A 22,460-nucleotide genomic window follows, 5' to 3' on the forward strand; every position below is an offset into this window, starting at 1 on the left:
CAGTTCGTATGGCTTGCTTGTCCCACAAAGTATTGCAACATTGCAGTTCTTGGTAAATTCTAATGCTCCTTCGCTACTTTCATCTTGGATAACCCTGCTCATATCATTTATTACAAAGTTTACTTCTTCAGGTATTTCACCTTTCAAATACACTACATCCTCACGTTCGAAGCGGTTCTCCGTAACGGCTGTAAAACCGTGTGTTGAGTTTACTATATGTTCCAAGTGTCCAAGTTCACCGTTTAATTCCACCCAGGATACCGTTGCACCGATAGACTTGAGATAAGCAGCCATATTTATACTGAGTGTTGTTGCTCCTGCTCTCGGGTATGCATTTATTACAGCCACCATGACTTTCTGATTTTTGAATAGATAATCCTTTTTAATCTCACTTTTTTGAAAAGCTTCGTTTATACCTTTTGTAGTACTTGGAAAAATTTTTGTGTTATCCCGGCTTTCTTTTTCGGTATCTAAGAACTGCTGTGTGTATTGTACTCCTGCTGTTACCTGTGTTTTAAACCGTGACATATCTTCTTCCGGATTTTCTGTTATTATCGGTACATCTCCAAAAGTTTTAAGAACCTCCTGCAATGTATTTGTCTTATTCCCTATATCAACATAAAGGAACTTTATCTTTGGGTTCATTATATGGATACTTTGTATTGCAAGCTTAAAGGTTTCCCTATCATTTACGACTGTACTCAAATCTATTGCAAGGTATTTATAGTAGTTAATGCTTATTGCTTCTTTTTTGGCAAATGCGGATAAATCCAACTGGGTTGAAGATATTTTCTTTAGCATGAAGGGTTGAGCTACCAGACTGGATTCATTGAGCCAATCAAATAGATTGACATTACTATGGCTGCATAGGTAAAGCATCATATGGACTCACCTGACTTTCTATTGTTGGTTTTACCGGACTATCTACGTGTACCGGCTTATTATCATAAGGCTTATTTATAAAATACAGGACTATAAAGATAATGCTAAGTGCTGCGTAGAACAGCAGCTCTAACACTTTGTTTGTGCTATTTTTCAAGTTACTCCCTCCTCCTAATTTAAGCTTACAACGGACACCTTTGAGATGTTTTCCGGATATGACCAATCTCTGACCACTACACTGTAGCTACCCGGATTAAGACTTATGAAAGTATATGTCTTTTCAAATGTACTAATCCAGGTTTTACCTCCATCATTGCTTACTTCGTATCCTCTGTCCCATCCTCCTGTGATATTGACTTTTATACTGCCGGAACCGGACAAACAAGATATTTCAACAGGTACAGGGTCTATGTACAATTTGGGGTCTACCGGGACAGCATTGCCGTAAATACTGCCCTCCCTTACTTCGAAGTGCAAATGGTGTCCCGTTGATGTTCCGGGATACATGTCCTTTCCCGGTTCACCTCCTTCCGAAGCAACTGCATCTCCCTGTCTTACCTGACTGTTCTGATGTACATGTATAGCTGATAAATGTAGATACCGGGTAAAGAATTGTTGTCCGTTTACGTCATGATACAGGACTAAAAACATTCCGGCTTCATCATTTACACCCATGTTGTACACCTGACCATCCGCAATAGCATATACATTTGAATGCCAATCCGTATTAAAATCCTGTCCCCAGTGTGGCCTTGAGATTCCAAGAACAGGATGATGAACAGGGATGGGGCTGAATCCCCTGCTTCCGGTTGTTCCCTCTGTGGGATATGTAAATATGCCTCCCCTGTCCAACGCTTTATTTTCCGGCATCAAATAAAATCCGTAATCTGTTTGGACATTTTGTATTGCAGTCTGCTCATCAGCAGATAAGCTATATGTTTCGGTAAGAAATTGAAACGGCGAAGTAAGTATGTAAAAAATTAAGCAAATTATAAGCATTAATATACCTATTGGTACGAATATGGCAATTACCAGTCCCTTGCGCCCTTTTTCAGACGCTACCACCTGTACTGCTGCTTTTATAAGTGCAGGATTTATGGCCAATATAGTTCACCTCTACTTTCCTCCGGCTTTTCCCAAATATTTCATCTTATATTCTGGCAAGTCAAATTCTACCTGAAGGCGTTTTGAACCAATGATTAATAGTGCTAATTTTCTTCGTTTGGCTGCTAAAAGTTCTTCTTCAGCCTCCGTAAGTTTATATAGTTCCTTGGTTTCCTGAAGGTTTTTACCGTCGGTTCCCATCAAGATTTTTATGCAGGGTATATCAAGAAGAGCTTGTCCATACATTTTGACACTAGGGTCTAGGAAGTCCACAACTGAATGAGATACAATTGCAATGGCTGCTTCGTACTTTCTGTCTCTTTTAACACAATTTCTAAGGAATATTAAAGATTGGGGTACTCTATGGTCTATCATAAGGTATGCTTCATCAAAAATCAGGAGCACCCTTTCTTCTCTATCTTTTGTTGCTTGATCCCAGCACCATTGAAGTACTGTAAAATATTGAGTACTTTTTATATTGTCCGATGTATCCTGAAGATCATGGGTATCCAGACATACGCATTTAGCTTTTGTATCTATGCTTGTATGTCCGTTCCATAAAAATTGGTCAGAGCCAAATATAAGGTCATGCAAGAGTAACGATATTTCAACATACAGTTTTTTAATGTTAGAATCCTGTTCCCTTTTTTTTCTTTCTTCAACTACTTCATTTAAATCTGTAAATATGGGATAATCTTCGTTTTTGAAATTACTTATATCGGTTTCCCAAGTTATGCCGAATTTCTCGTACATTTCAATAAGACACATTTTTATTATAGCCATGTGCATATCAGAAAAGGATGGCTTGTACAGTTTGAAAAAGATTTCAAGGCTCTTCATATGGAGGGCTAAAGCACCCATTCCATAGCCTTCGTCCTTATATAATATTTCGCCGTCCTCATCATCTTCATCCTGGGGGACTGTTCTTATCTGCAAAGGATTTAGCCTCCCTTTTATACCTCCTCCGCAGTTAAGCCAGTCACCGTTTAGGTTCCGAGTAATTTCCTTATACTCTCGTTCCGGATCTATGATAATAATCTTTGTGCCACGCATGTACTCTGCCATAATTATGTGTTTTATGGCAGTACTTTTTCCAACTCCCGCAACACCCATTATTACCATGTTTGAATTGGTTCTATCACCTCCACGCATCCACGGGTCTACAACCACCAATCCCCCTGAAGCGTCCTTTGCAAAATAATACCCTCGACCATCATTCAGGCCTGTAGACGCAAATGGAAAGCCACCTATGAAACTGGATAGAGGCAGTATTCTTTGAGTAATCTGCTCTATCTTTTCGTTTGATGTATAAAAAGGTGATAATTGCTTGAAGCTCTCCTTCTGGAGACTGGACAAAAGCCTACCTTTACACTTGGCAACGGCTATTGCACTCTCTACCTTCTGACATGCTTTTTTGAGAAGCTTCTCATCCCGTGTCAGCGGTGCCACAAGCAAACTCATAGCACCTATTTTCTCACCATGCTGGTCTACCTGTATCATCATTTTTTCAGCATCGTCAGCAGCACGTTTTGCCCTAGAGGCTGTTAAGGCATCTTTTGCACTTTCGGCTTCACCACGTTTTTGCTTTATTGTATTTGACAGGCTTTCCAGAAAAATAGAATCATCAACGGGTGTAAATGTAATACTGGCTACAGTGGAGGGTATATTAGTGAGTTTTGACAGCCAGCCGTAGTCAGCAGACTGAGGATATTTGACTATACCGTATACCCTCCCCATGCTTTCACCTACAGTTATTGTATTCTTCTTAAATTCCATACCAATAGGCGTAATACTATTTAGTAATGCTCCGTTTACAGGTATTTCTTCAGTATTTTTTCTTGACATAATTATTCCTCCTTCGCTGCAGCTGCCAGACTTTGAATAATCGGCATGGAAGCTCTGACATCTGTATTTTCTATGTGAACGTATGCTGGATTGGTAATAAGGTTTGATAGACGGATTATATCTTCCTCAATCAGGATTTCTCCGTTTATGTTTGAAGATGTAAAATATCCTAATAGCGTGAAACATCTCTTTTGAAGTTCGTTTTCCACTCCTTCGGAATACTTGTCCCATATCTTGATATAGAACTGCCTTTCAACAACTTCACCGGACAGTGCATAGTTGCTCATGGCCTGCATTTCACTTTTTAATATTTCTTTCTGTACCGGATCATTGGTATCCGAAAGCAACTCACTGTATTCCTTCACCAGAGGTGAGATATCAACGGGTCTGCTTAATGCAAGGAAACCAAATCTATCAGTCTCAGCAGAAAGTTCCGCTGTAAGCTGCCTGGTCAATGTCCTTTTTTCTCTTCTAGACAGCAAATCCGGAGATATAGGGTATATCCTGATATATGAAAATACAAACCCATCTCTGGTATACAAATACTTGTCCGTAATGTCCCTGACATTGACAAACTCTTGTGCAGTGATTTCTTCCATTGTTTTATTCTTGGAAGCTTTTGCACCTTTGTTAATGCTTACCGGTGAATTATTCTTCGTTTTCACATTACCCTTGTTTATTACATACAGTGCTATAACACCGCCTATTACAGCTAATATGGGGAAAATAATCGTTATTAAATCCATTTTTAAAACACCTCTCGCTTTGGTATAAAATAAGGTGACAGAATTATTAACTCTGCCACCTAAAAAAACAACCTGTTATTATTTTGTTTTTAAATCCTGCCTGCACTCTCCACATATGTGCTTACCCTTGTATACCGTAAGATTTTTGACATTGTTGCAAAATAGGCACCCGGGAGAGTATTTTTTTAATAGTATCATATCCTCATCTGTAAAAATTTCTAAAGAATCTTTTTCGCTAATAGAAAATATTTGTCTTGTCTCTTTAGGTATTACTACCCTTCCAAGTTCATCAACCCTTCTTACTATTCCTGTAGATTTCATACTAACAGTCCTCCTTTTCATAATTAACTTAAAATGCCATCCTGATTCTCCAATAATCATCATTCACTACATAGGTTTTTACAGTGTCTGTTTTGATTGTGCCATTACTATAAGTTACCGTAAAAACGAAGGTTGCATATGTACCTTTCCATCTGTTTTTCTTCATATCATCATTCCACATTTCGCCCTTAAAAGTATTGGTAGTTTGGCTGGCCAGTGAAACCGGGCCGTAGCTTCTTTCTAATATTTTTACCTTTACATTTGATACTGTAACAGTACTTCCTGAATTGATGTCTGTTGTAACTGCACTTAACACATACTTTTCATCATTAAAAAATGCATCATTTCCATATGTGGCTTTTCCCTTGTCGGCAAGATGTTTGTTATATTTGTCCCAATTGGTTTCCCATGTGGGTGTGTGATTCACATATCCCTTTATTGTAAGCCCATGTACTGTAAAAGTTGTTGTATCCTCATCCTGCGCAAAGTACTGGTCTGTTGTGGTAATGCTTATGGTATATGTGCCCGTTTCGGTTAGCTTGGGTGTTTTCATTGTAAATGTTTTCTTTTCTCCGTTTGTTACTATAGAGACATTTTCTCCTGAATATACAACCTCTGAACCTTTTTTCACTGTTACTTTTGAGGTTAGCACCTGTTCCGGGTCCGGGTCTGTTACTTCAAATGTCATTGTAACATTGTCGCCTTCGTAAATAAATTGCGGTGATATTCTCTGTATATTTACCTCCGGAGGTCGGTTTCTGCTAACTTTGTATGTAACATATTTTGTTTCCGCCTTACCACTGGGATTGATGGAAGTAAACTGTGCGGTATAAGTTCCGTCAGGCACATTGTCGGGAACCGTATAATTTACTGCCCAGCTTTTTATATTTCCATCCGGTGTTGGTGTCATATTCAAAGTATAGGACTGATAAGGAGTACCATATTGCATATTAACCCGTGTTACATTGGGGTATATGGTGGTTGTGGCATAGACTTTTGTCTGAACATTTGTATTGAGTGTTTTGCCTCCAAGAGCAGGCTCCAGATTAATTGGGGTAAACACATTGACTGAAAACGTCTTTTGTGTTTCAGCACCCGTCAGCTTATCTCGGGCAGTAATTGTAAAAGTTCTTATTCCGTCCGGGTAGATATCCGGAATCTGCAAGGTCTGGTTTTTCCAGTTAATATCCTGCCCCAACTGTGTTCCTGTAACACCTTCTTGAAAGTTAATAGTCTTTGTTGAGGGTAAGGCAGAAACTGTCGGGGTCAGATTAATTTCAAGCTGAACGGGATTGGGCTGCCTTGTCCAAAGGTTGTACCCTTCAATGTATTCTGACGCCGGGATACTTTTCAGAGTGAACGCAGAATCATAAGCTCTAGCTGAAGCTGTAAACTGGGGACTATCATCTAAAGTGAAGTTATACACCCACGGTTCAGACCAGGCACCCTCCATATCTTTTACGTAATACATTACATCATAAGTACCATACGTAAGTGTATTTGGTATAAAGTATTGCCATTCTCCGCTGTCCTTGCGGAACATAATTTTTCTTTCTACAATACCCTTATCCGTATCTGCCCGTGAAATATTATGGTCAAGGTCATAGGATTTATCAATCCAGATTGTTTTACATGCTCCTGATTGTGGATCATATTTCCAATCTAGTACAGCATCTGCAATGGGCTTTCTGTGTATATATATGTCAACCTCTGTAGCTCCGCTGTAATATGAGTAATTCTCCCCATATGCACCGGAAGGCTTGTCTTTTACCCTTCTGTATATCCGGTACTTTCCTACATTGGAAAAAGAACTTTTTATCTCGGCTGTCCATCCCATATCAGATTTGAAAACTGCTTGAGTTCCGGGTTCCTGTCCTGTTGGGTTATCAAAATAGTCCTTATCCTGTACATACTGCATTTCGCCGGATATGATCTCATCATTTTCAAGGTCATCTTCACCTACATTCAATGTGAACTGTTGATTCTGAAGAATAAATATCTGTTCGACCTCCGGGGTTTCTTCTGAAATATATTCAAGAACTTCATTCAAAATCTCCTGAACTGTCTTGTCTTCTGCATTTATAAATTTTGCACAGTCCGGGTATTGCTGCTTTACTTCTGGCGTTCCTACCAGAATAACCTTTGCATCGGTCTTTGAAACAGCTGAATTGAAGTCTGAAAGTTCTGAAATATTACCATCACTTATATATAGGATGTATTTACTGCTATTCCCCCGCCACGTATCGGTGTAAGGTTGCCGGACATACTTGTATATAGTACCGCTGTAGTAGCCTGTATAGTTGGCAACCCACTGCATATTGGGAACCCAGTACGAAACTGTTCTTGATGCGGTTCCGGAATATCCCGACCACGATCTTGTCCAGTTAAAATATCCTTCTCCATGAGTAGGGCTTATGGGATGTCCGCAAGGAGTACTTGTGTATACATAGTTTTGAATAGACATGCTGCCCGAATAACCTTCCCCATCACTGTAGGAAATGCTCGATGATGGGGTTGAACCACCATACCCGTGACCGGAAGAATAACCACCACCGGAACTTATAGTCTTGGTCTCAATTCGAGTTTCATAATGGCCAAAATCATGATACCCACCATTGTCTGTTACACTTGTCCTTTGCAGCTTTCCAGAGTAACCGGCACTGGTATATGGGATTTCCCCTGAAGGGTAATTTGTTCCGGTATTGCTTGATATACTTGCAGGGGTTGAATATTCATAAGTTTTCATGTCCCATATATTAACGTTGGGAATGATATTTCTGCCCAGCAAAGCATTTTCCATCGTCACTCTGTTGCTTGCAATGTATTCGTATTTATCCTGTGGTAACTCTTTATCCCTCATGATATACAAATCCACATTGGGCCTTTCTATTGGAGCATCTATATATATGTCACTTAACGGCTGGTAGTTATCTACCCAAAAATCACATTCCAGACTTGCTGACTTTTTATCCGATTCGGTAACATACTGAGATAATGTATCCTGTCCATTTACTCCAACAAACTCATCTTGGGCATATACAAAGAATTTATAGTAACCAAGCTGTTTTGGAGAATATTTGGGGAAATCACCAAGACCATTCCATTTCTGAATCAATGTGTCAACGCTGCCGTTGTTGTCACTGTCATACCACAGTTCTATCTTGGCAGCATCCACTTTGTCACCGTCTGTACTGTTGACGTCATAGTGCCAGGCACTTATCTGGTCATTCCTTGTTACTATGCTGTCTGACAAGTTCAGCTCTATATTTGGCGCAATGTCCTCAAGTACTTGGAATTCTACCGTATATGAATCAGACCATTTTCCCAGAGTGTTCTTGCACTCAAGAGTCAAGGAATATGAACCCGGCTCTTTATATTGCAGTTGCTTTCGTAAGTCGCTATCTGTTACCTTTATACAGTTGAGTAGTGTCACCACCGTAAGACCATCTGTATTCAACTATTGGATATTTGTCCAGAACCAGTTTTATGTTCCCGTCAACGGAGGTATTTTCAACATTTATTATCCGGTTCTGTTTCCAAGAGTTTGATGAAAGCTTAAATTGTGCAATTGGCTTTGTTGGGTATACATATACAGCACCTGAAACTTGTTTGTAAAAAACTTGTTATTACCTTCTGCCTTTTGAGAGTGTGTATCCTTATATGCAACTTTTGCAGTAGCTTCCACCGCTAATTGATATTTGTCGACTAACTTTGGCAGTTTTTTTATGTCTGCTACAGTTGTTTCTATTGTAATAGTTGCAATACCTTGGTTGTCGGCAGCGCTCTTTGGTACTACCGTAACTGATTTCTTTTCCTCATCAGTCAGCTGCAGGCCTGCGATTTTATCAATGTTTAAATCCCAGTTTTTTATATCCTGTCTCGTATAAAATGCACTTCTGGTAACAGAATCTTTGTAATACTCATCATCTTCCAAAACTCCTTGAACTTTGAATTGAAGCCGTACCCTTTGACTGTCTTGTTCTCCGTTTTCAGGTATGCTTGGCAAGGTAGAAGCAAGTGAAACATAGCACTTTACCGGCAAGTCATACTTGTTATTTTTCAGTATTGGTATTGAAAACGTCTGATACCAGATAGAGCCGTTTGGTCTTACGTGCCACATCTTTCCGCTGCCGGAATACTGGATTGTAGGAGCCGACTGTACATATAGGTATTGGTATACATTTGGGTCATAGTGTCCATTCCCGTCTGGTATTCCGGAAAACTTATTTACTGAATTAAAGGTATTGTACATCCAGTCTTTCAGTTTCTGTACTGTCTGTTGATTATAGTTGAAGTGAGTCATTATATGCTGCATTGTTATATGTGCTCGTACTAAGCGTAAGTACCTTTTTAACTTCATTGTTTTTACTCCAAGGTTCCTTTATCCAATTCCTTTCCCTGAAGGTAGTTTCTGTTGCAACATTTATCATCCACATATTGCTGAATACTTCGCCGTTTACATCAAAGCCCAGGTACTTCCACTCCCCACGATTTGTCTTGCACTTGTCTCCATGAGTTTCCGGGTTCTGCTCCTTACCTTTGCAGGAGATTCCTTCAGGCTTTAAGAAGTAACCGCCGTCATATTCAATTTCAGGCATTTTATTATCCAAATCATTATGCAGTTGATAACCGCACTTGAAATAGTTTCCTGCCACACTCTTGAAGCTGCCATATACTACAAAGTTTTTTTGTGTGAACAGCCTGTAGTTGAGATAATATGTATTAGTACCCTTTTTTATCGAAAATGGCACCGCGCCCCCTCTTGGAAGTGTCGGCAACTGGTTGTTCTTTTTGTAGCTTTCGTATACAGTCCGGTCAAAAAACTCCATACCACCCTTTTCATATTTCAGGGCTGTATAGCTTTCGGCTGCATTTATCTTAAAAAGTACTGGAAAAAAAGCAATAAAAAAAGCTGTACATAATATCATGCACAGCACTTTAACTAATCTGGTATTCAATTAAATCACCTTCTCAAATTTGTATTATTTAAGCATTGTATCCTTTGTGATAAATCCTTTAGCCCAAACCTTAAAAGAAAAAACATCTCCACTATCGCCATTACCTCCAACAACATATATCTGTCGACCATTCACCAGATATATACCTATTTTTCCTTCTATATCATTCAAAGCATACCCCAAGTATTGGTCATGTATTTTCTTTGCTTGTTCGTAATCCTTCCCAAACCAGAGTTTAAGTAATTCATAGCTGTATTTCTTTAAGTCTTTGTTGTATTTATCAACTTCGTAGCTTGTGATATCGTACAACCAACCGTTACAGTTATCATATAAACTCCGATCCTGTCCTTTCTTATTTTGAAGTTTCTCAACGGCTATTCCAACATAGTTCTGAGGTAAAATTAATCCGTTGAAGTTATAGTTCATATACTTTTTAAAGTGATCCTCACCATTAAAATAGTTTACTGCAAAGCTTTTGTATTTCTCACTGAAAGTAAAGTCTATCTTTCCTCCTGTTATCAGGTTACGGTTTTTGTACATTGTTTGTGCTGTTTCCCATATCTCCATCATTGGAAACAATCCTTTATACAGGGTGTATTCCTTGTTTTCGTAGAATCCTGCGGATTCGTTGTCATATGCACCGTTGTTGGCATTGCTGTTTATCCATTTAAAGCTCTCACTGGATGAAGGAACGCTTTCAACCCTTGCCTTCTTGTCTAGGAGCTTAACCACAATAACAGAAGCCTCTGCTCTGGTAAGAGTACCCTTTGGATTAAATTTGCTGTTGCTGCCGGTTATAAGGCCTATGCGGTAGCAGTCGATGACATCCTGAAGGTATTTACTTGTGACTGTCGGATAGTCTATCATTTTCAGCTTTTGGTAGCCTGCATATACACTGTCAAAGAATCCTTTATCACCTTTAGATGGGTACGGATCACTTCCCTTTACAAAATAATCCTTGGGGACTTCTTCATATTTTCCGATAGTCCTTCTCGCCAGACTTGCTGCAAGTTCCCTTGTTATAGGCTTTGTGTAATCTGATATTTCACCTTTTGAAATAATCCCTTCCTGCAGGGCTATATTAACAAAGGCACATAGTACGGTGTACCTTGGGGTACTTCAGGGCGGTAGCCTATTGCTCTGACGAGCATCAAAATGTATTGTCCTCCCAGTAGTTTTTCATCAGGTCTGAAGCTTCCGTCAGGATACCCTGATATTATTTCAAGGGCAGATATTTTTGATATGAAATTCTTGCCCCAGTGACTTTTGATATCTGAGTACTTAGCCAGCTCAGTATCAAGGTTTGTTTGTGTCAGGCCGTTGTATTTGTCAAGTAGAGGCTTCATACGCATTGCTGTTGTTGTGTCTGCTGCATTATCAGCCAGAGCCGGATACGCTCCAAGAAGTATAAATGAAATTACTAAGATAACCGATACAGCTTTTCTTAGGTTGTTTTTCATACGCTATATTCTCCTTTATAAATGTAAAATACTTGAATTTAAGATTGGTTTTACGGTTTACTTTTTAATCAAAGTTGGTATAATATAATTAAGGTGATTGAATGTCCACAAGATGTGGCAGTCACTCAAATGTGAATAAAAAGTTATTTAATCACTCTGTGTGCTAGACAGGGTGATTATTTTTTTCGCTCGTATAACTTGATTATTGCAATAATCAAGGAGAGCAACGATATGAGATACATTGAGAACATTATAATTAACGATACTGCTTCATAAGTATCCATACCTGCCACCTCCCTTCTTTTGTAAGATGGGAAAGTGACTAACGCACCCTGCATGTATCCAACCACCTTAAACTTGGCAGTTGAAACTTTTTTACTTTACATCTATATTTTACCATAAAAAGTGTCTCAAATCAAGTATTTTCAAGTGTTTCAGGGATTTTTCCCCTTTTATTTCAGTACCCCCGGAACTGATTTTTTGCATGTTTTTTGTTTTACCACCCCACAATCTCATGTGCTGCACTTCGGATATTTGCTGTATCATCTATAATTCCTGCCATAGTGTATCTGGCTTTTCCGGCATTTATTGTAACCACAACCGAAGGTCGTAGCACCTCAAACTTAAAACCTGTTTCCGGATCAGTAAAGCTTTTGGGATATGTTGTGTTGGAATCGTCAAAGAAGTATGCTTTGTATGTAATTTGTTCCTGCCAATAGCTTCCTTCCACCGGATTTAGGTTTTCATCGGTTTTTAGCATTGATTTTAATACTGCTTTTATGGCCTTATGTCCCTCTGTCTGATTAAATACTATATTTCCCTCATTTTCAGCCTGAGAATCTGTAAACAGTGCTGCTGCCACCGATGCTTCTTCAACTACTGTCCTCAACTGGTTATAGTGCATATGGTTCAGGTTGTAGTCGTGACAGAAGAGCCACACTATCAAACCAAAAAAGAAGGCTGCTATACCGAAAAGAAATGCTTTCATGGTGCCAACACCTCACTTAACACAAACCCTGCTCTTTTGGCAGTAGTCTGATTTTCGCTCTCCGATATTCCCCAATATGCCGGAACTGCAACTATTTTCCTTATTGGAATCCGGATATCGTAGTTTATTGCCTCCCTTTCATCAAATTCATTTGTCCTGTATTTCATGGTTGTTGTTACGTTAACATATATATCTCCATCAGAAATATCCGGAAATTCTTTCATCAAGTCTGATTTAAGCTTATCTATTGTTGTTTGTTTGAAATATCCGTCTAATCTTGCTGTTTGTGCTGCAACATATACTATGTCCGAGAACCTTTGTATCCTTCGCTCATTGGATATTTCCAGTACTGATTGCAACGGGAATACTATCAGTAAAACCACGATAGCCAAGCCAGCTAAAAAATTCTTCATACCTCACACTCCAATACATAAATAACAGGGGTATGTAACAAAACCTTTATTGCATACCCCTGTTTTATGCTGTTAATTATGGAACCAATTCTTCATGCATTTGTTTTACCGTGTATTTCATTACATTGCCTGTTTCAGATTTAAGGGATTTAGTATCTTCCGGGCCCAGAATCAATGTAAAAAGAAATGCCCCCAGTATAACTCCTGCCATGGTAGCTAAAAACTCTTTCATTTTGCCTCATCCCCTTACGGTGACACCTTGACCTTATTTGTCATTTCAATTGTCACATTATCAAAAATATTTTTTGATTTACCGGCCAGACTCGAATTGTCGTTTCCACCTGTTCCCCATATTAATACGAAAAACAGTGCTCCTATAAGTACTCCAGCCAGTAATGTTAAAAAATCCTTCATTGAAAATCTCCTTTCCAGATTGCAAATTATTTTGCTATAAAGTATATTGATACTGCTATTGCTCCACCTACAAAACCTAATAAAAACTTTATAATGGTTGCTTTCTTTTTATCCAAGTATGTTCACCTCCTTGTGCCTTTGCGTTTTAGAATGATATCTTCTGGAGCATGGGAATGGTATCAATTCCAACCGCTACGGCAAGAAAATTTATTAAAATAGCAATTCCTGATAGCATAGCAATCACGAATACTACATTACCCTGATGTTCACGTACTTTTTTAACTGCTGTTTTACGTTTGTCTTCCACCTGATTCTGATATAAATCAATCTGTGATATGAATTCTTCCGGTGGAATATAGTCAAGCTTTCCTATAAGTCCGGCTATAGACCTGGCTGCTTCTGTTCCAATAGAGCTTTGAAAATACTCCTGTCCTTCCTTGTACCTTCCTTCGTACCAATAAGCCAGCATTCTCATAAAATACGGCCTCGTTACTTTTGTGTACTTTGTAATTTCACCTATTAAGTACTCCGTAGAAAGTGCTTTCTGTGACATTGAAATGACCATATTCTTTAACTGACTAAGAACCCTGAATATTTCGACATCGCATTTTTCTCTTTTTCTTTTGTTAATCAAATCACACAGCATTGAAAATGGGCTTCTGAAATTCAAAAGCTTCAGGCTTGGCCTTGATACAATATAAATAACCAACCATAGCAAAACATGAATGTTTACTCCTGATCCTCTGTGTAACCTAATATACGTTATATAGGCGAGCCAGATTATAAGCAATGAATAACGGATTAGTTGATAAGAAAAAGCAGACAGTTTAATTCCTGCCTGCTTCAGTACTCTATCCGTCTCTTCACTTTCAAACTCTTGTTTATACCATTTGGTGATCCTATCAAGACTTCTCCGGGTCACGTCTCTTGAAAACCTGAATCCCACACTTTCATAGCTGAAGGATTTCTTATATATTGCAGCTCCAAAAAGGAACACTATTAGAATCACTATATAAGGAAGTATTTGCACTATATATTCCCTCCCTTCATATGTCGTATTTGGGCTTGCGTATCATTCTGAGAGCTATAAAGCTCACTATAATCCCCATAAATGATATAATTCCCGTCCGCAGGCCGATTGGATTTAAAAACTGATATTCAAAGTATTTTTTAAGTGTAAAACCAAATGTGCTTATTGAAAACAAAATTCCTCCGATATAAAGAGGAATTAGTAAAAATTTTATTGCAAAAGCATCCGTATTATATCTCTTGCTAACTTCAACTTGTTCACTGCTGTCCTTCAACTTTTTTAAGATATCTTAAAGTCCGCTGCTGACGGCAATTCCTTTATGGATTGCCATTTTAATATTCAAACCCAGTAGTATGGCCCATTCGGTATTGTATGCGAATACGAAGCGTTCGATTGCTTTGTCCAAGTCTTCCTCAGAGTAATATGCCTTTAAAGCCAGAGACAGTCTGAACAGATTCTTTCTTGAATAGCTTCCTATATCCTCCCTGACAGCACAGTTTTCTACGGCATTTATCATATTGAAATAATGTTGCTTATATTCGTTTGTAATACTTGGCACTAGCACATTTGCATCATAGGAGCCTTCAATTTGTACTGACCTGAGCTTTAGTCTCAGCAACACATAGGGCGAAGTCGCAATTATTATTGCAATACCAAGACTTATAATAAAGCTAAACAACTTTAATGCAGTCAGGAAACTGAAAATAAATAATGAAATACTACCTATGATAAAGGTATAAGTCCCTAAGTCAGATATTTCTTTTGATAAGGTCGCAGTTAAGACCTTGTATATATGATTGAATATTATTCCCTGACTTTTCTTTTTGGTAGCACTGACTGTTTTCTCTAATTGCCTATAACGCTGTACTTCTTTGAACATATTTACTATTGAAGTTCCAAAGATAAACCAGAGTCCGGCAGCAAGAAGTCCAACACAGCCCCATGGTACAGTGTGTTGTAGTAAAATTCCGATTATATTGGGTTTCATTTTTCGCGTTCACCTTCTTTAACGACTACCTTTGAATAAGTAGGCTTTATTACCTTTTCAGGCATTGGATACTTTTTAGCAAGAGACTTCAATGTGTTTTTATATACTTCAAGTGCTTTTGGATTTTCAAACTCGCCCAGCTCCATAACTTTCTTCCCAACACTGTAATTAAAACACCAGCTGTCTGTATCCTTATGATATTCACAAATTTTGTGATAGCTTATCAAATTGGCTTCAGTATCGTAACGGATTTCATATATGGATTTAAGTCTTTTTTGTGACCTTTTACCCGGTAGCTGAACCATTTCAAAGAGAAAATTAAAGCTGTTTGCCACTCTTACCATCTGGTAGTCAATGTTGCCTCCGAACACTCCTTGAATCTTATTGGCTATGTCATAGCAGAAATCTTCCGGATTTGACAGGTGAGCAGTTATCTTCAAGCGGTTTGTTCCTTTATTGGCTGCCTCAACTGCAATATATGAGGTATAACCGTCCCTGACTTCCTGAACTACCAAGTAGTCTGCATCGGATTTTAATATTTCCGATGATAACTCAAAGAGTTCCTTTCCTCCTGCAATCAACGACATGATAGGAGCCTTTGGCATTACTTCGTGAATACGAATTTCAGGGTCGGTCTGTATAAGTACCCCTTCCAGTTCCGGATCTTCATATAACTGCCAGGTTAACAGAATGGTGGATTTCCCTGAACGAACCGGGCCGATAAACGCTACTTTTACACCGCATTTCACAAGTGCTTCCAGTGCGGGTACTAATTCAATAGGAATAGTACCTCGTCTGGCCTGCTCCTCAAAAGTCAGAACCTTTACTATATACTTTCTAAATACCATAACGGACTGACTATCAATAACCTTTCGGCCTGTGTAAACGGTAACACGCTCTCCTGAATACATATAAAGCTCTGAATAGTTCTCATTTGCTCTTTTGGTTTCATCACCGAGCATAAAAGCCTGTCTTAACTGTTCAAACCTTTTTTTACTTATTCTCTGCTCTTTTAGCACTTGTTTACCATCTATAAAGAAATATATCCTGTCACCTATTATCTTTGCCGACGAGCTTTCCGGCATGTCCATCCACTCCGCAATACCGGCTATACCCCAATTTTCATGAAATATTGCATCCACCAGGTTTTTATACCATGAAGGATATCCTTCATTTTCAAGCCTGTTGGCTTTTAGATATTCCCTGATTTTATCCTTCAGGTAATTTACTTCTGTGGGTTTGCCAAGTATGGCATTCCTGTGTCTTTCTAAAAGAAGCTTCTGGTTATTCTGGTTCTGCTCTCTGATCCATTCCTCATCAATATGTTTTTTGATTCTGGAACAAAGTAAAAGGAACCTGGAATTGTTATCCAAAGCTCCATAGCCTAAATTATTTTTTCTCCTGTTGCGAGATCCGCTCAGTAGTTCTTCCAAGTCGAATTCTTTCATCTTTGTGTAGTCGGGACTATCCTTATTATTTATATCCCCTTCTTGTTTTAAAATTTGATTTACAATGTTAGTCATAGAAACCTCCTTATACAGCGAAAGAACCTACCAAATGGTAAGTTCTTTGCTTAATTATATTATTTTAAAGTAATTGCTTATTTGTTTGCGGAATAGTTCGTATTACCAAGTATTTGAGCTACTATTTCAGTTAAGTCATCATCGTCAATTGTTCCATTGATTATCTGGTCGGCATCATACTTACTGGTATCAGTGTCAGCGACTGCACTTCCGTAATACCATGCATCAATACCTAAATCCAAAAGAGTATATTCACCATTACGGTTAACGTCCTTTACCCCTTCTATCAAAATTGTCTTTTCTCCACAGTTTTCCTGTGAAACATCCATTTCAAGAGTAGCATTGTCAGCGATACGCCCGTTGGTTATATCAATTTTCGCTTCCCCCTTATCAATAGCTTTGAACTTCAGTTTTAATAAAACTTTATCACCATTTGCAGCATTCACTTTACCTAGACACGCCGTTATGTATCTTTTAATCCCAGCTGCTATATCATCCTCTTTATATATCTTCATTCCATCAGCATTTTCAGCACTTATGAATTGAAGCTTAGAAGTATCATAAGCTATTTTTAAATCTTCTGCACATATATTTACAGCGTTATGAATTACTATGTTTGCGGTTATTTCGTCGCCAAGCTTTGCTTTGTCAACTGAAGTTACATCGAGCATGGGAGGAAGTTCTTCAAATGTAAAAATATACGACTGTTTGTTATTTATCTTTAACCTTTTTTTAACTTAATTACTTCCTCTTTTCCGTTCCACTTTATTGTTAATTGAATTTCTTCATCCCCATTCTCATATGCTATATTCTTATTAGAATTAGTTATTTCAACTTTTCCAGCCTTATTCTGTGATGAAAAATTAACTTCTCCACGTAATTTACGACTTAAACTTTTCAAGTTGTATTCAATTATTTTTATTGTGTCAGAACCTTTTGGGTATTTTTTATATGATAGGCATAAATTTGAACTTATGACATTTGAATATTTTAAATTATTATCTTTATGATTAGATGTTTCATTTATATTAACGGTATATGAAGCAGACCAGTTATTACTTTCCCCATTATAGATATTTTTTTTGTTACTCTGATTCGTATGAGAGACCAAATAAAAAACAACTACTGATGCTATAAGAATTAATCCTGATAAATAAATAACACTTTTTTTTTGTTTAAGCAAAGTAGGCCTCCTAGTTGTATTTACTTATGTGATAGAAATACTTAGTTTAAGCGGTTCAATGACAATTATTATGTGCAATTATATTACTTTTTTTAATTAAAATTACTATAAATTAAAAAGATTGGCAATTAACAAATTCGAATGTGTATGTACTGCCTGTTCCACGTTTCCAATCACAAGTCATTCGTTCACTTAGTAAACACCACAAAGAGTCTTGTTCTATAGGAGTAAAATAATATCTCATATCATAGCCAGTATAAGAAGTAACAGCCCAATAAGCGTTGTCAACAACTTGTCCACTTGGATCTCGCCAGCCCTGTTGACATCCCTGTGTTAGTAAATTACTTAGTACTACACCACTTTGGTAAATAAACCAACGTCCAGTTGCTCTTGTTAATTGTACTACTGGAACTTGTTGCCCTCCAGATGATATTGTATATTCAGACCAATATATTGTACTGGTTGCACCTACATCAGCACCAGTACTACTTCCTGAATCTTCTCTTGATAATATTGCTGTAGTTGCAAATGAATTTGTGATAATGTTATTTTCAATACTTGATTCTAATAATTGAGTAGTTGTTTTTGTTTCCACTTCAACTTCTTCTTTTGTATCCTTATTTTTTATAATTGCTTTAGACATGTCCTTTAAGCATTTTCTAGATTTACCTCGGCTTTCATCTATACCATCTTCTGCCCTTTTAATTAATACATTAATATCTGTAATTTCATTATTTTTTTCTAAAATAATCTTTTCTTTTTTTTCACCTTGGGCAAAACAAGTAAAACTTGAAAAACTTATTGCTAATACTAAAACTAATGATAGTATACTCTTTTTCTTCACGCAAATAATCTCCCTTTCATTTATAAAATGCACATAATATATGTCATTTCTTACATTATCATACTATATATAAAAAAAATGCATTATTATGTTGTCGTTTTTATGCTTTTTAGATTGAATCTTTCCGTCCTTCACCCCCTTCCAAATATACTTTTTGCCTTTTGCTTTTGCTGTAGCTTATATTCAATCTGTAATGCAATCAGGTTTGCAAGTTTGTCCAGCTGCCTGTCATATTGTTTGCTTAATCCCCTGAGTGATTTATTCTGAATATCAGTTAGGTAGGATGCATTTGGAATATATGGCAGTGACACTGCAAAAACCATGTCATACTCTTTTGTAACGTTTGTGCTTAAACCATCACTTTGCTTGTTTATAATCAGCAGAATATTATTTGGAGTATCCCGTTTCTCAGCATTATTTTTTCTCTCTGTGATACCGTATTCGTCCAAAGCTTGCTGTTTAATTATCCTATGGTTATCCAAGCTTGACTGCTGCGGTGTTGTTACCATGTATCTGTTTGGTGTTGAATTTAATGCACCGAAGTACAGTTCATTATGTGGATACCAGCCTGCATCTACTATTACTGCATCAAAGATTTTGGATGCCATATTTATTAGGTACTCAATGTGGTCTGTTTTGTAGTACTTAAAGTCAATCAGAGTTTTACAGGGAGGAAGAATGTACAGGTTTTTAAGCTCTCTGCTTCTTACCATTGCTTCCATTAACTCATCCTTAGACAGTATTTTATTGAACACCTTTGACCGGATGCTGTCCATTCCCTTACCTTCACAGTTTTCAACATATGAATATGACAAATGGCCGGACATATTCAGAAATGCGATGTTCCCTTCACTCTGCTCTGCCATGTTCTCGGCTATACTTAATGCTGTCAAAGTTGTTCCGGTTTTTGAATCAGCTCCAAATAGTACTACTACATTATTGGTCTTTCTTTCCTGAAGGTTTATTATTTCACAAAAACGTAATAGCAGCTGACTTTCTGTAAGCTTAGGAGGTAGTATGCTTATTCCGTGGGATTTTAAAAGAGCAGTCAATGAGGAATAACCCGATTGACTGCCCTTTGCCGAGCTTAGCAGATACGTTATTTTCTTTGCCCTGATGCCTTTTTCTATACTTTGTATCAATTCATTTATGTTGTATATCCTATCTGAAATTACAAGGTAATCATATTCTATTTTTTCATCAAGGCTGGATGCAATATTTACTTCATCAAATAATTTAGAATTTGAAAATACATTGTATAAATCAATATCATTGGTTATTAATGTTACTGTATTCATTTTTCTCTCCCTTCTATTTGTAAACGACTATTAACTTTTTGCCGCTTAGTACACTGTTTTCCAGCACTTGTGTATCCTGCCTGGTACATATTATTTCTATGGCAGAAACCTGAGATGTCCCATCAAGGCGTTCATTTCCGTTTGTGTCTGTAACTTCCCTGTTAGTACTGTCTTTTACATATACTACGGTGGTATCAAATATTGATTCCTGTTTGCCTTTGGTCAGCATGGCTGCAATGTCTTCATTGGTATTTAATTTGTTATCTATTTTGCTATCTATTTCATATATACTGATTTTATCTCCACGTCTTATGGATGACGGGATTGAATATACCCATGTGGGCGGAAGCTTGAATACAAATTCATTTTCCTTCAGTATCAGACTGTTATTAGAAAACGTCTGCCTTACAATTTGTCCGTTAGCAGGGATAAACTGTTCTGTTATCCTACCATCCAGCAAGTTGATTTGATTGGGTTTTATTGCTCCTGCAGCTGCTGATCCAAGGCTTATTTTTTGTGGTTTAAAATAATCCTTTGCATTATTGATTACAGTACCCTTCGGTATATCCTCTTGGGCCACAAGCAGGGATACTGATTGCACCTCGCTTTGTCCGTAAGTAACCCATAAATATGTAGCGATTAGTGCTACAAACATAATCACTATTCCTATAACCCCTTTTAGTCTCTGTCTCAATTTTATACCCCCCTTATTCTTGGAAGCAGTCTGAATATTCCAAACTGCCTCTGCTGTTTTTTCTCTTTTGGAACCGCTATATCCGGTAGAAGTGTCTGTATCAAAAGGTCTGTATTTGTGTCCCTGTTGAAGCACTTTATGCCGTTTAAATATTTTTCTGCCTTGTTTTCTTCTCCATCTGTGAGAAAGCACAATTCCTCATATGCCTTTCCGCAAAGCCCTTCAAATACTTCGTTACCGGGTGTAAAGAATTTTAACTTTTCCAGCTGCCATGGGGCTGTAAATGCCATTCCCAGTTTTACATCAGCCTTGATAAATTCCTTTATTAATACCCGGTTTATTGAATCCTCCTGATTACGGTCTAGACTCCCTTCTGAATTGATTTTGAATAAGCAACCATAATCAGTAACCGTTATGTTAAAGCCAGACCTATAAAGTTCATATAAAGCATCTCCAAGCTCTTCCGGTTTTTTCAAAGCCCTGTAGTCACAGTTTGATATCGGCTTTGCAAATTGTAATGAATCTGACCCGTCAACCTCTATTACAGCCGTCTTTCCATACTGTGACAGATACTTGCCCAGCTGGACTGCCATAGATGTACTGCCGCAGCCAGGAGAAACAGAAAAGGTCGCTATTTTAAGCAACCCTTTCACAACTGTAGGCCTGTCTACAATTACTTCTTTTTCCACTATTATTTTTTTCTCTACTACCTTTTCAACTATTTTTTCTTTTGGCGGTGGCTTTACCTTTAAAAGCATGGTATTAACAGCTTGCTTCTGCTTTTTCGCTTCTTCTTGCTGTACCAGACGTTCATGCTCCGCAGTAAGTGTTTCAACTAGGCGATTTACAGGTATTTCTCCATTTTCATTTATGTATATGATATGTTTTAAGCTAACCGCACTAAAAGCCCATGCTTCAAACTGCTCATCCTTTTCGGTTTCATGGCAAAACCAGATTAATAGTGTATTTGGAAGTATGGCTCTAATATTGTATAGAAGCTTCTTATGTTGTTCCTTTGGCCTTGCATTTGCATGAATTAGTATCGCCACTAAATCCTGACAATTGCTGATGTTGCTGACATTATTCAAAAGATCTTCCATGTTGTACGCAACACTGATATCAAACTTGTTCAGGAATTTATTCATTCCTGCCATTACTTCATTACTTTCAAATAAACCCGCAGTTTTCATTTGTGATCCCACCTCCATTCGTCCAGTGATTTATAATAGAATTTTTTCTGTGAGCGAATATAGTTGTACAAATTTTTCACCATATCAAGTGCCGAAAGATTTGTTACATCCTTTTGTACACACATTACACTTACAAAGATACCTAGTAGCAGCAAGATAACAAATACCGGTATATTGTTAAAAATCATTAAAGCAAATATTCCATCTAGTCCTCCTATAATCAATATTCCAATTATGGCTTGTCTTAATTCGTTCTTGCCGAACCCTGTGTATATTTCCTTTTGTGTTTTCAAGCCTGCCGGTATATACAGGGTATCCCTGTTTTCATCCTCTGAGCTCATATACTTCTACCTCCGTTAAAATATGCTTCTGCCAATTGTTTTACGGCTTCTGTGAGAGATGCCATAATTGCAAACTTTATCGCATTTTTGGCACGTTTTTTGAGCATAGCGGAATCGTCCTCATTGTAGTTAGATGCAATCAGGCAATAGGTAGCTCTAGCTGCTCCGCCGATTGCACACACAGGGGCAAGCCATATAGAAATTACCTTAACCATATTTACCGAATCCATCAATACTC

23 protein-coding genes and 2 pseudogenes are annotated in these 22,460 nt (G+C 37.8%); all 25 read right to left on the reverse strand.

The window, feature by feature from the left end:
* The coding region (locus tag L323_RS23315) for a hypothetical protein (RefSeq protein WP_020814052.1) at window positions 1-882 on the reverse strand (882 nt) is incomplete at its 3' end.
* Window positions 857-1,039: a hypothetical protein gene (locus L323_RS23320; protein ID WP_020814053.1), complete on the reverse strand. Its 183-nt coding sequence runs from the start codon at window positions 1,037-1,039 to the stop codon at window positions 857-859. The genes L323_RS23320 and L323_RS23315, both read right to left, overlap by 26 nt.
* A gap of 14 nt (window positions 1,040-1,053) precedes the next feature.
* A complete protein-coding gene (locus L323_RS23325) occupies window positions 1,054-1,986 on the reverse strand; it encodes a M23 family metallopeptidase (RefSeq protein WP_020814054.1) in 933 nt (310 codons plus the stop codon).
* 12 nt (window positions 1,987-1,998) lie between these two features.
* Complete coding sequence (locus tag L323_RS23330) at window positions 1,999-3,831, reverse strand: VirB4 family type IV secretion system protein (RefSeq protein WP_020814055.1); 1,833 nt, start codon at window positions 3,829-3,831, stop codon at window positions 1,999-2,001.
* 2 nt (window positions 3,832-3,833) lie between these two features.
* Window positions 3,834-4,577, reverse strand: coding sequence for a hypothetical protein (locus tag L323_RS23335; RefSeq protein ID WP_020814056.1), 744 nt, complete (start codon window positions 4,575-4,577; stop codon window positions 3,834-3,836).
* A 78-nt stretch (window positions 4,578-4,655) separates the two neighbouring features.
* On the reverse strand, window positions 4,656-4,898 hold the full coding sequence (locus tag L323_RS23340) for an AbrB/MazE/SpoVT family DNA-binding domain-containing protein (RefSeq protein ID WP_020814057.1): 243 nt from the start codon (window positions 4,896-4,898) through the stop codon (window positions 4,656-4,658).
* 28 nt (window positions 4,899-4,926) lie between these two features.
* Window positions 4,927-9,856: pseudogene (locus L323_RS23345) on the reverse strand (Athe_2463 domain-containing protein).
* Window positions 9,857-9,880: 24 nt separating this feature from the next.
* Window positions 9,881-11,316 (reverse strand): annotated as a pseudogene (locus L323_RS23350) (S-layer homology domain-containing protein).
* A 176-nt stretch (window positions 11,317-11,492) separates the two neighbouring features.
* Window positions 11,493-11,654, reverse strand: a complete 162-nt coding sequence (locus L323_RS42060) for a putative holin-like toxin (RefSeq protein ID WP_020814058.1) — start codon at window positions 11,652-11,654, stop codon at window positions 11,493-11,495.
* 158 nt (window positions 11,655-11,812) lie between these two features.
* Entirely contained in the window at window positions 11,813-12,304 is a 492-nt protein-coding gene (locus L323_RS23355; RefSeq protein WP_020814059.1) for a hypothetical protein, read from the reverse strand.
* On the reverse strand, window positions 12,301-12,717 hold the full coding sequence (locus L323_RS23360; RefSeq protein WP_020814060.1) for a hypothetical protein: 417 nt from the start codon (window positions 12,715-12,717) through the stop codon (window positions 12,301-12,303). The genes L323_RS23355 and L323_RS23360 overlap by 4 nt, the downstream gene beginning before the upstream one ends.
* 76 nt (window positions 12,718-12,793) lie before the next feature.
* Window positions 12,794-12,949 (reverse strand): hypothetical protein, encoded by a 156-nt coding sequence (locus tag L323_RS41240; protein ID WP_020814061.1) that lies wholly within the window; start codon window positions 12,947-12,949, stop codon window positions 12,794-12,796.
* Between the two features lie 14 nt (window positions 12,950-12,963).
* On the reverse strand, window positions 12,964-13,131 hold the full coding sequence (locus L323_RS41245; RefSeq protein WP_020814062.1) for a hypothetical protein: 168 nt from the start codon (window positions 13,129-13,131) through the stop codon (window positions 12,964-12,966).
* A gap of 145 nt (window positions 13,132-13,276) precedes the next feature.
* Window positions 13,277-14,161 (reverse strand): hypothetical protein, encoded by an 885-nt coding sequence (locus tag L323_RS23365; RefSeq protein ID WP_020814064.1) that lies wholly within the window; start codon window positions 14,159-14,161, stop codon window positions 13,277-13,279.
* 16 nt (window positions 14,162-14,177) lie between these two features.
* The gene (locus L323_RS41565; RefSeq protein WP_242835225.1) at window positions 14,178-14,336 is read right to left on the reverse strand and encodes a hypothetical protein; all 159 of its coding nucleotides are present in this window, start codon (window positions 14,334-14,336) and stop codon (window positions 14,178-14,180) included.
* 114 nt (window positions 14,337-14,450) lie between these two features.
* On the reverse strand, window positions 14,451-15,149 hold the full coding sequence (locus L323_RS23370) for a hypothetical protein (RefSeq protein WP_242835226.1): 699 nt from the start codon (window positions 15,147-15,149) through the stop codon (window positions 14,451-14,453).
* On the reverse strand, window positions 15,146-16,672 hold the full coding sequence (locus L323_RS23375; RefSeq protein WP_020814065.1) for an ATPase: 1,527 nt from the start codon (window positions 16,670-16,672) through the stop codon (window positions 15,146-15,148). Before L323_RS23375 ends, L323_RS23370 begins: the two co-directional genes overlap by 4 nt.
* 77 nt (window positions 16,673-16,749) lie before the next feature.
* Window positions 16,750-17,343 carry a cohesin domain-containing protein gene (locus tag L323_RS23380; protein ID WP_020814066.1) on the reverse strand — a complete coding sequence of 198 codons (594 nt, stop codon included), beginning with the start codon at window positions 17,341-17,343 and terminating at the stop codon, window positions 16,750-16,752.
* A 50-nt stretch (window positions 17,344-17,393) separates the two neighbouring features.
* Window positions 17,394-17,855 (reverse strand): hypothetical protein, encoded by a 462-nt coding sequence (locus L323_RS23385; RefSeq protein WP_020814067.1) that lies wholly within the window; start codon window positions 17,853-17,855, stop codon window positions 17,394-17,396.
* Between the two features lie 112 nt (window positions 17,856-17,967).
* The gene (locus tag L323_RS23390) at window positions 17,968-18,699 is read right to left on the reverse strand and encodes a hypothetical protein (protein ID WP_020814068.1); all 732 of its coding nucleotides are present in this window, start codon (window positions 18,697-18,699) and stop codon (window positions 17,968-17,970) included.
* Window positions 18,700-18,830: 131 nt separating this feature from the next.
* The gene (locus tag L323_RS23395; protein WP_020814069.1) at window positions 18,831-19,997 is read right to left on the reverse strand and encodes a hypothetical protein; all 1,167 of its coding nucleotides are present in this window, start codon (window positions 19,995-19,997) and stop codon (window positions 18,831-18,833) included.
* 13 nt (window positions 19,998-20,010) lie between these two features.
* Window positions 20,011-20,691: a hypothetical protein gene (locus L323_RS23400; protein WP_020814070.1), complete on the reverse strand. Its 681-nt coding sequence runs from the start codon at window positions 20,689-20,691 to the stop codon at window positions 20,011-20,013.
* Between the two features lie 2 nt (window positions 20,692-20,693).
* Entirely contained in the window at window positions 20,694-21,881 is a 1,188-nt protein-coding gene (locus L323_RS23405) for a hypothetical protein (protein WP_020814071.1), read from the reverse strand.
* Window positions 21,878-22,222 carry a hypothetical protein gene (locus L323_RS23410; RefSeq protein ID WP_020814072.1) on the reverse strand — a complete coding sequence of 115 codons (345 nt, stop codon included), beginning with the start codon at window positions 22,220-22,222 and terminating at the stop codon, window positions 21,878-21,880. Before L323_RS23410 ends, L323_RS23405 begins: the two co-directional genes overlap by 4 nt.
* Window positions 22,219-22,452 carry a hypothetical protein gene (locus L323_RS23415; RefSeq protein WP_020814073.1) on the reverse strand — a complete coding sequence of 78 codons (234 nt, stop codon included), beginning with the start codon at window positions 22,450-22,452 and terminating at the stop codon, window positions 22,219-22,221. Before L323_RS23415 ends, L323_RS23410 begins: the two co-directional genes overlap by 4 nt.
* Window positions 22,453-22,460: the final 8 nt, after the last annotated feature.

Origin of the sequence: Ruminiclostridium papyrosolvens C7 (assembly GCF_000421965.1) — a bacterium.
Lineage (GTDB): Bacteria > Bacillota > Clostridia > Acetivibrionales > DSM-1351 > Ruminiclostridium > Ruminiclostridium papyrosolvens_A.

Bases quoted from the DNA above. Each gene is read 5' to 3' on its own strand.
- L323_RS23330 (WP_020814055.1), bottom strand. From the start codon at position 3,831: ATGTCAAGAAAAAATACTGAAGAAATACCTGTAAACGGAGCATTACTA.
- L323_RS23335 (WP_020814056.1), bottom strand. From the start codon at position 4,577: ATGGATTTAATAACGATTATTTTCCCCATATTAGCTGTAATAGGCGGT.
- L323_RS23340 (WP_020814057.1), bottom strand. From the start codon at position 4,898: ATGAAATCTACAGGAATAGTAAGAAGGGTTGATGAACTTGGAAGGGTA.
- L323_RS42060 (WP_020814058.1), bottom strand. From the start codon at position 11,654: ATGCAGGGTGCGTTAGTCACTTTCCCATCTTACAAAAGAAGGGAGGTG.
- L323_RS23355 (WP_020814059.1), bottom strand. From the start codon at position 12,304: ATGAAAGCATTTCTTTTCGGTATAGCAGCCTTCTTTTTTGGTTTGATA.
- L323_RS23360 (WP_020814060.1), bottom strand. From the start codon at position 12,717: ATGAAGAATTTTTTAGCTGGCTTGGCTATCGTGGTTTTACTGATAGTA.
- L323_RS41240 (WP_020814061.1), bottom strand. From the start codon at position 12,949: ATGAAAGAGTTTTTAGCTACCATGGCAGGAGTTATACTGGGGGCATTT.
- L323_RS41245 (WP_020814062.1), bottom strand. From the start codon at position 13,131: ATGAAGGATTTTTTAACATTACTGGCTGGAGTACTTATAGGAGCACTG.
- L323_RS23370 (WP_242835226.1), bottom strand. From the start codon at position 15,149: ATGAAACCCAATATAATCGGAATTTTACTACAACACACTGTACCATGG.
- L323_RS23375 (WP_020814065.1), bottom strand. From the start codon at position 16,672: ATGACTAACATTGTAAATCAAATTTTAAAACAAGAAGGGGATATAAAT.
- L323_RS23380 (WP_020814066.1), bottom strand. From the start codon at position 17,343: ATGCTCGATGTAACTTCAGTTGACAAAGCAAAGCTTGGCGACGAAATA.
- L323_RS23395 (WP_020814069.1), bottom strand. From the start codon at position 19,997: ATGAATACAGTAACATTAATAACCAATGATATTGATTTATACAATGTA.
- L323_RS23405 (WP_020814071.1), bottom strand. From the start codon at position 21,881: ATGAAAACTGCGGGTTTATTTGAAAGTAATGAAGTAATGGCAGGAATG.
- L323_RS23410 (WP_020814072.1), bottom strand. From the start codon at position 22,222: ATGAGCTCAGAGGATGAAAACAGGGATACCCTGTATATACCGGCAGGC.
- L323_RS23415 (WP_020814073.1), bottom strand. From the start codon at position 22,452: ATGGATTCGGTAAATATGGTTAAGGTAATTTCTATATGGCTTGCCCCT.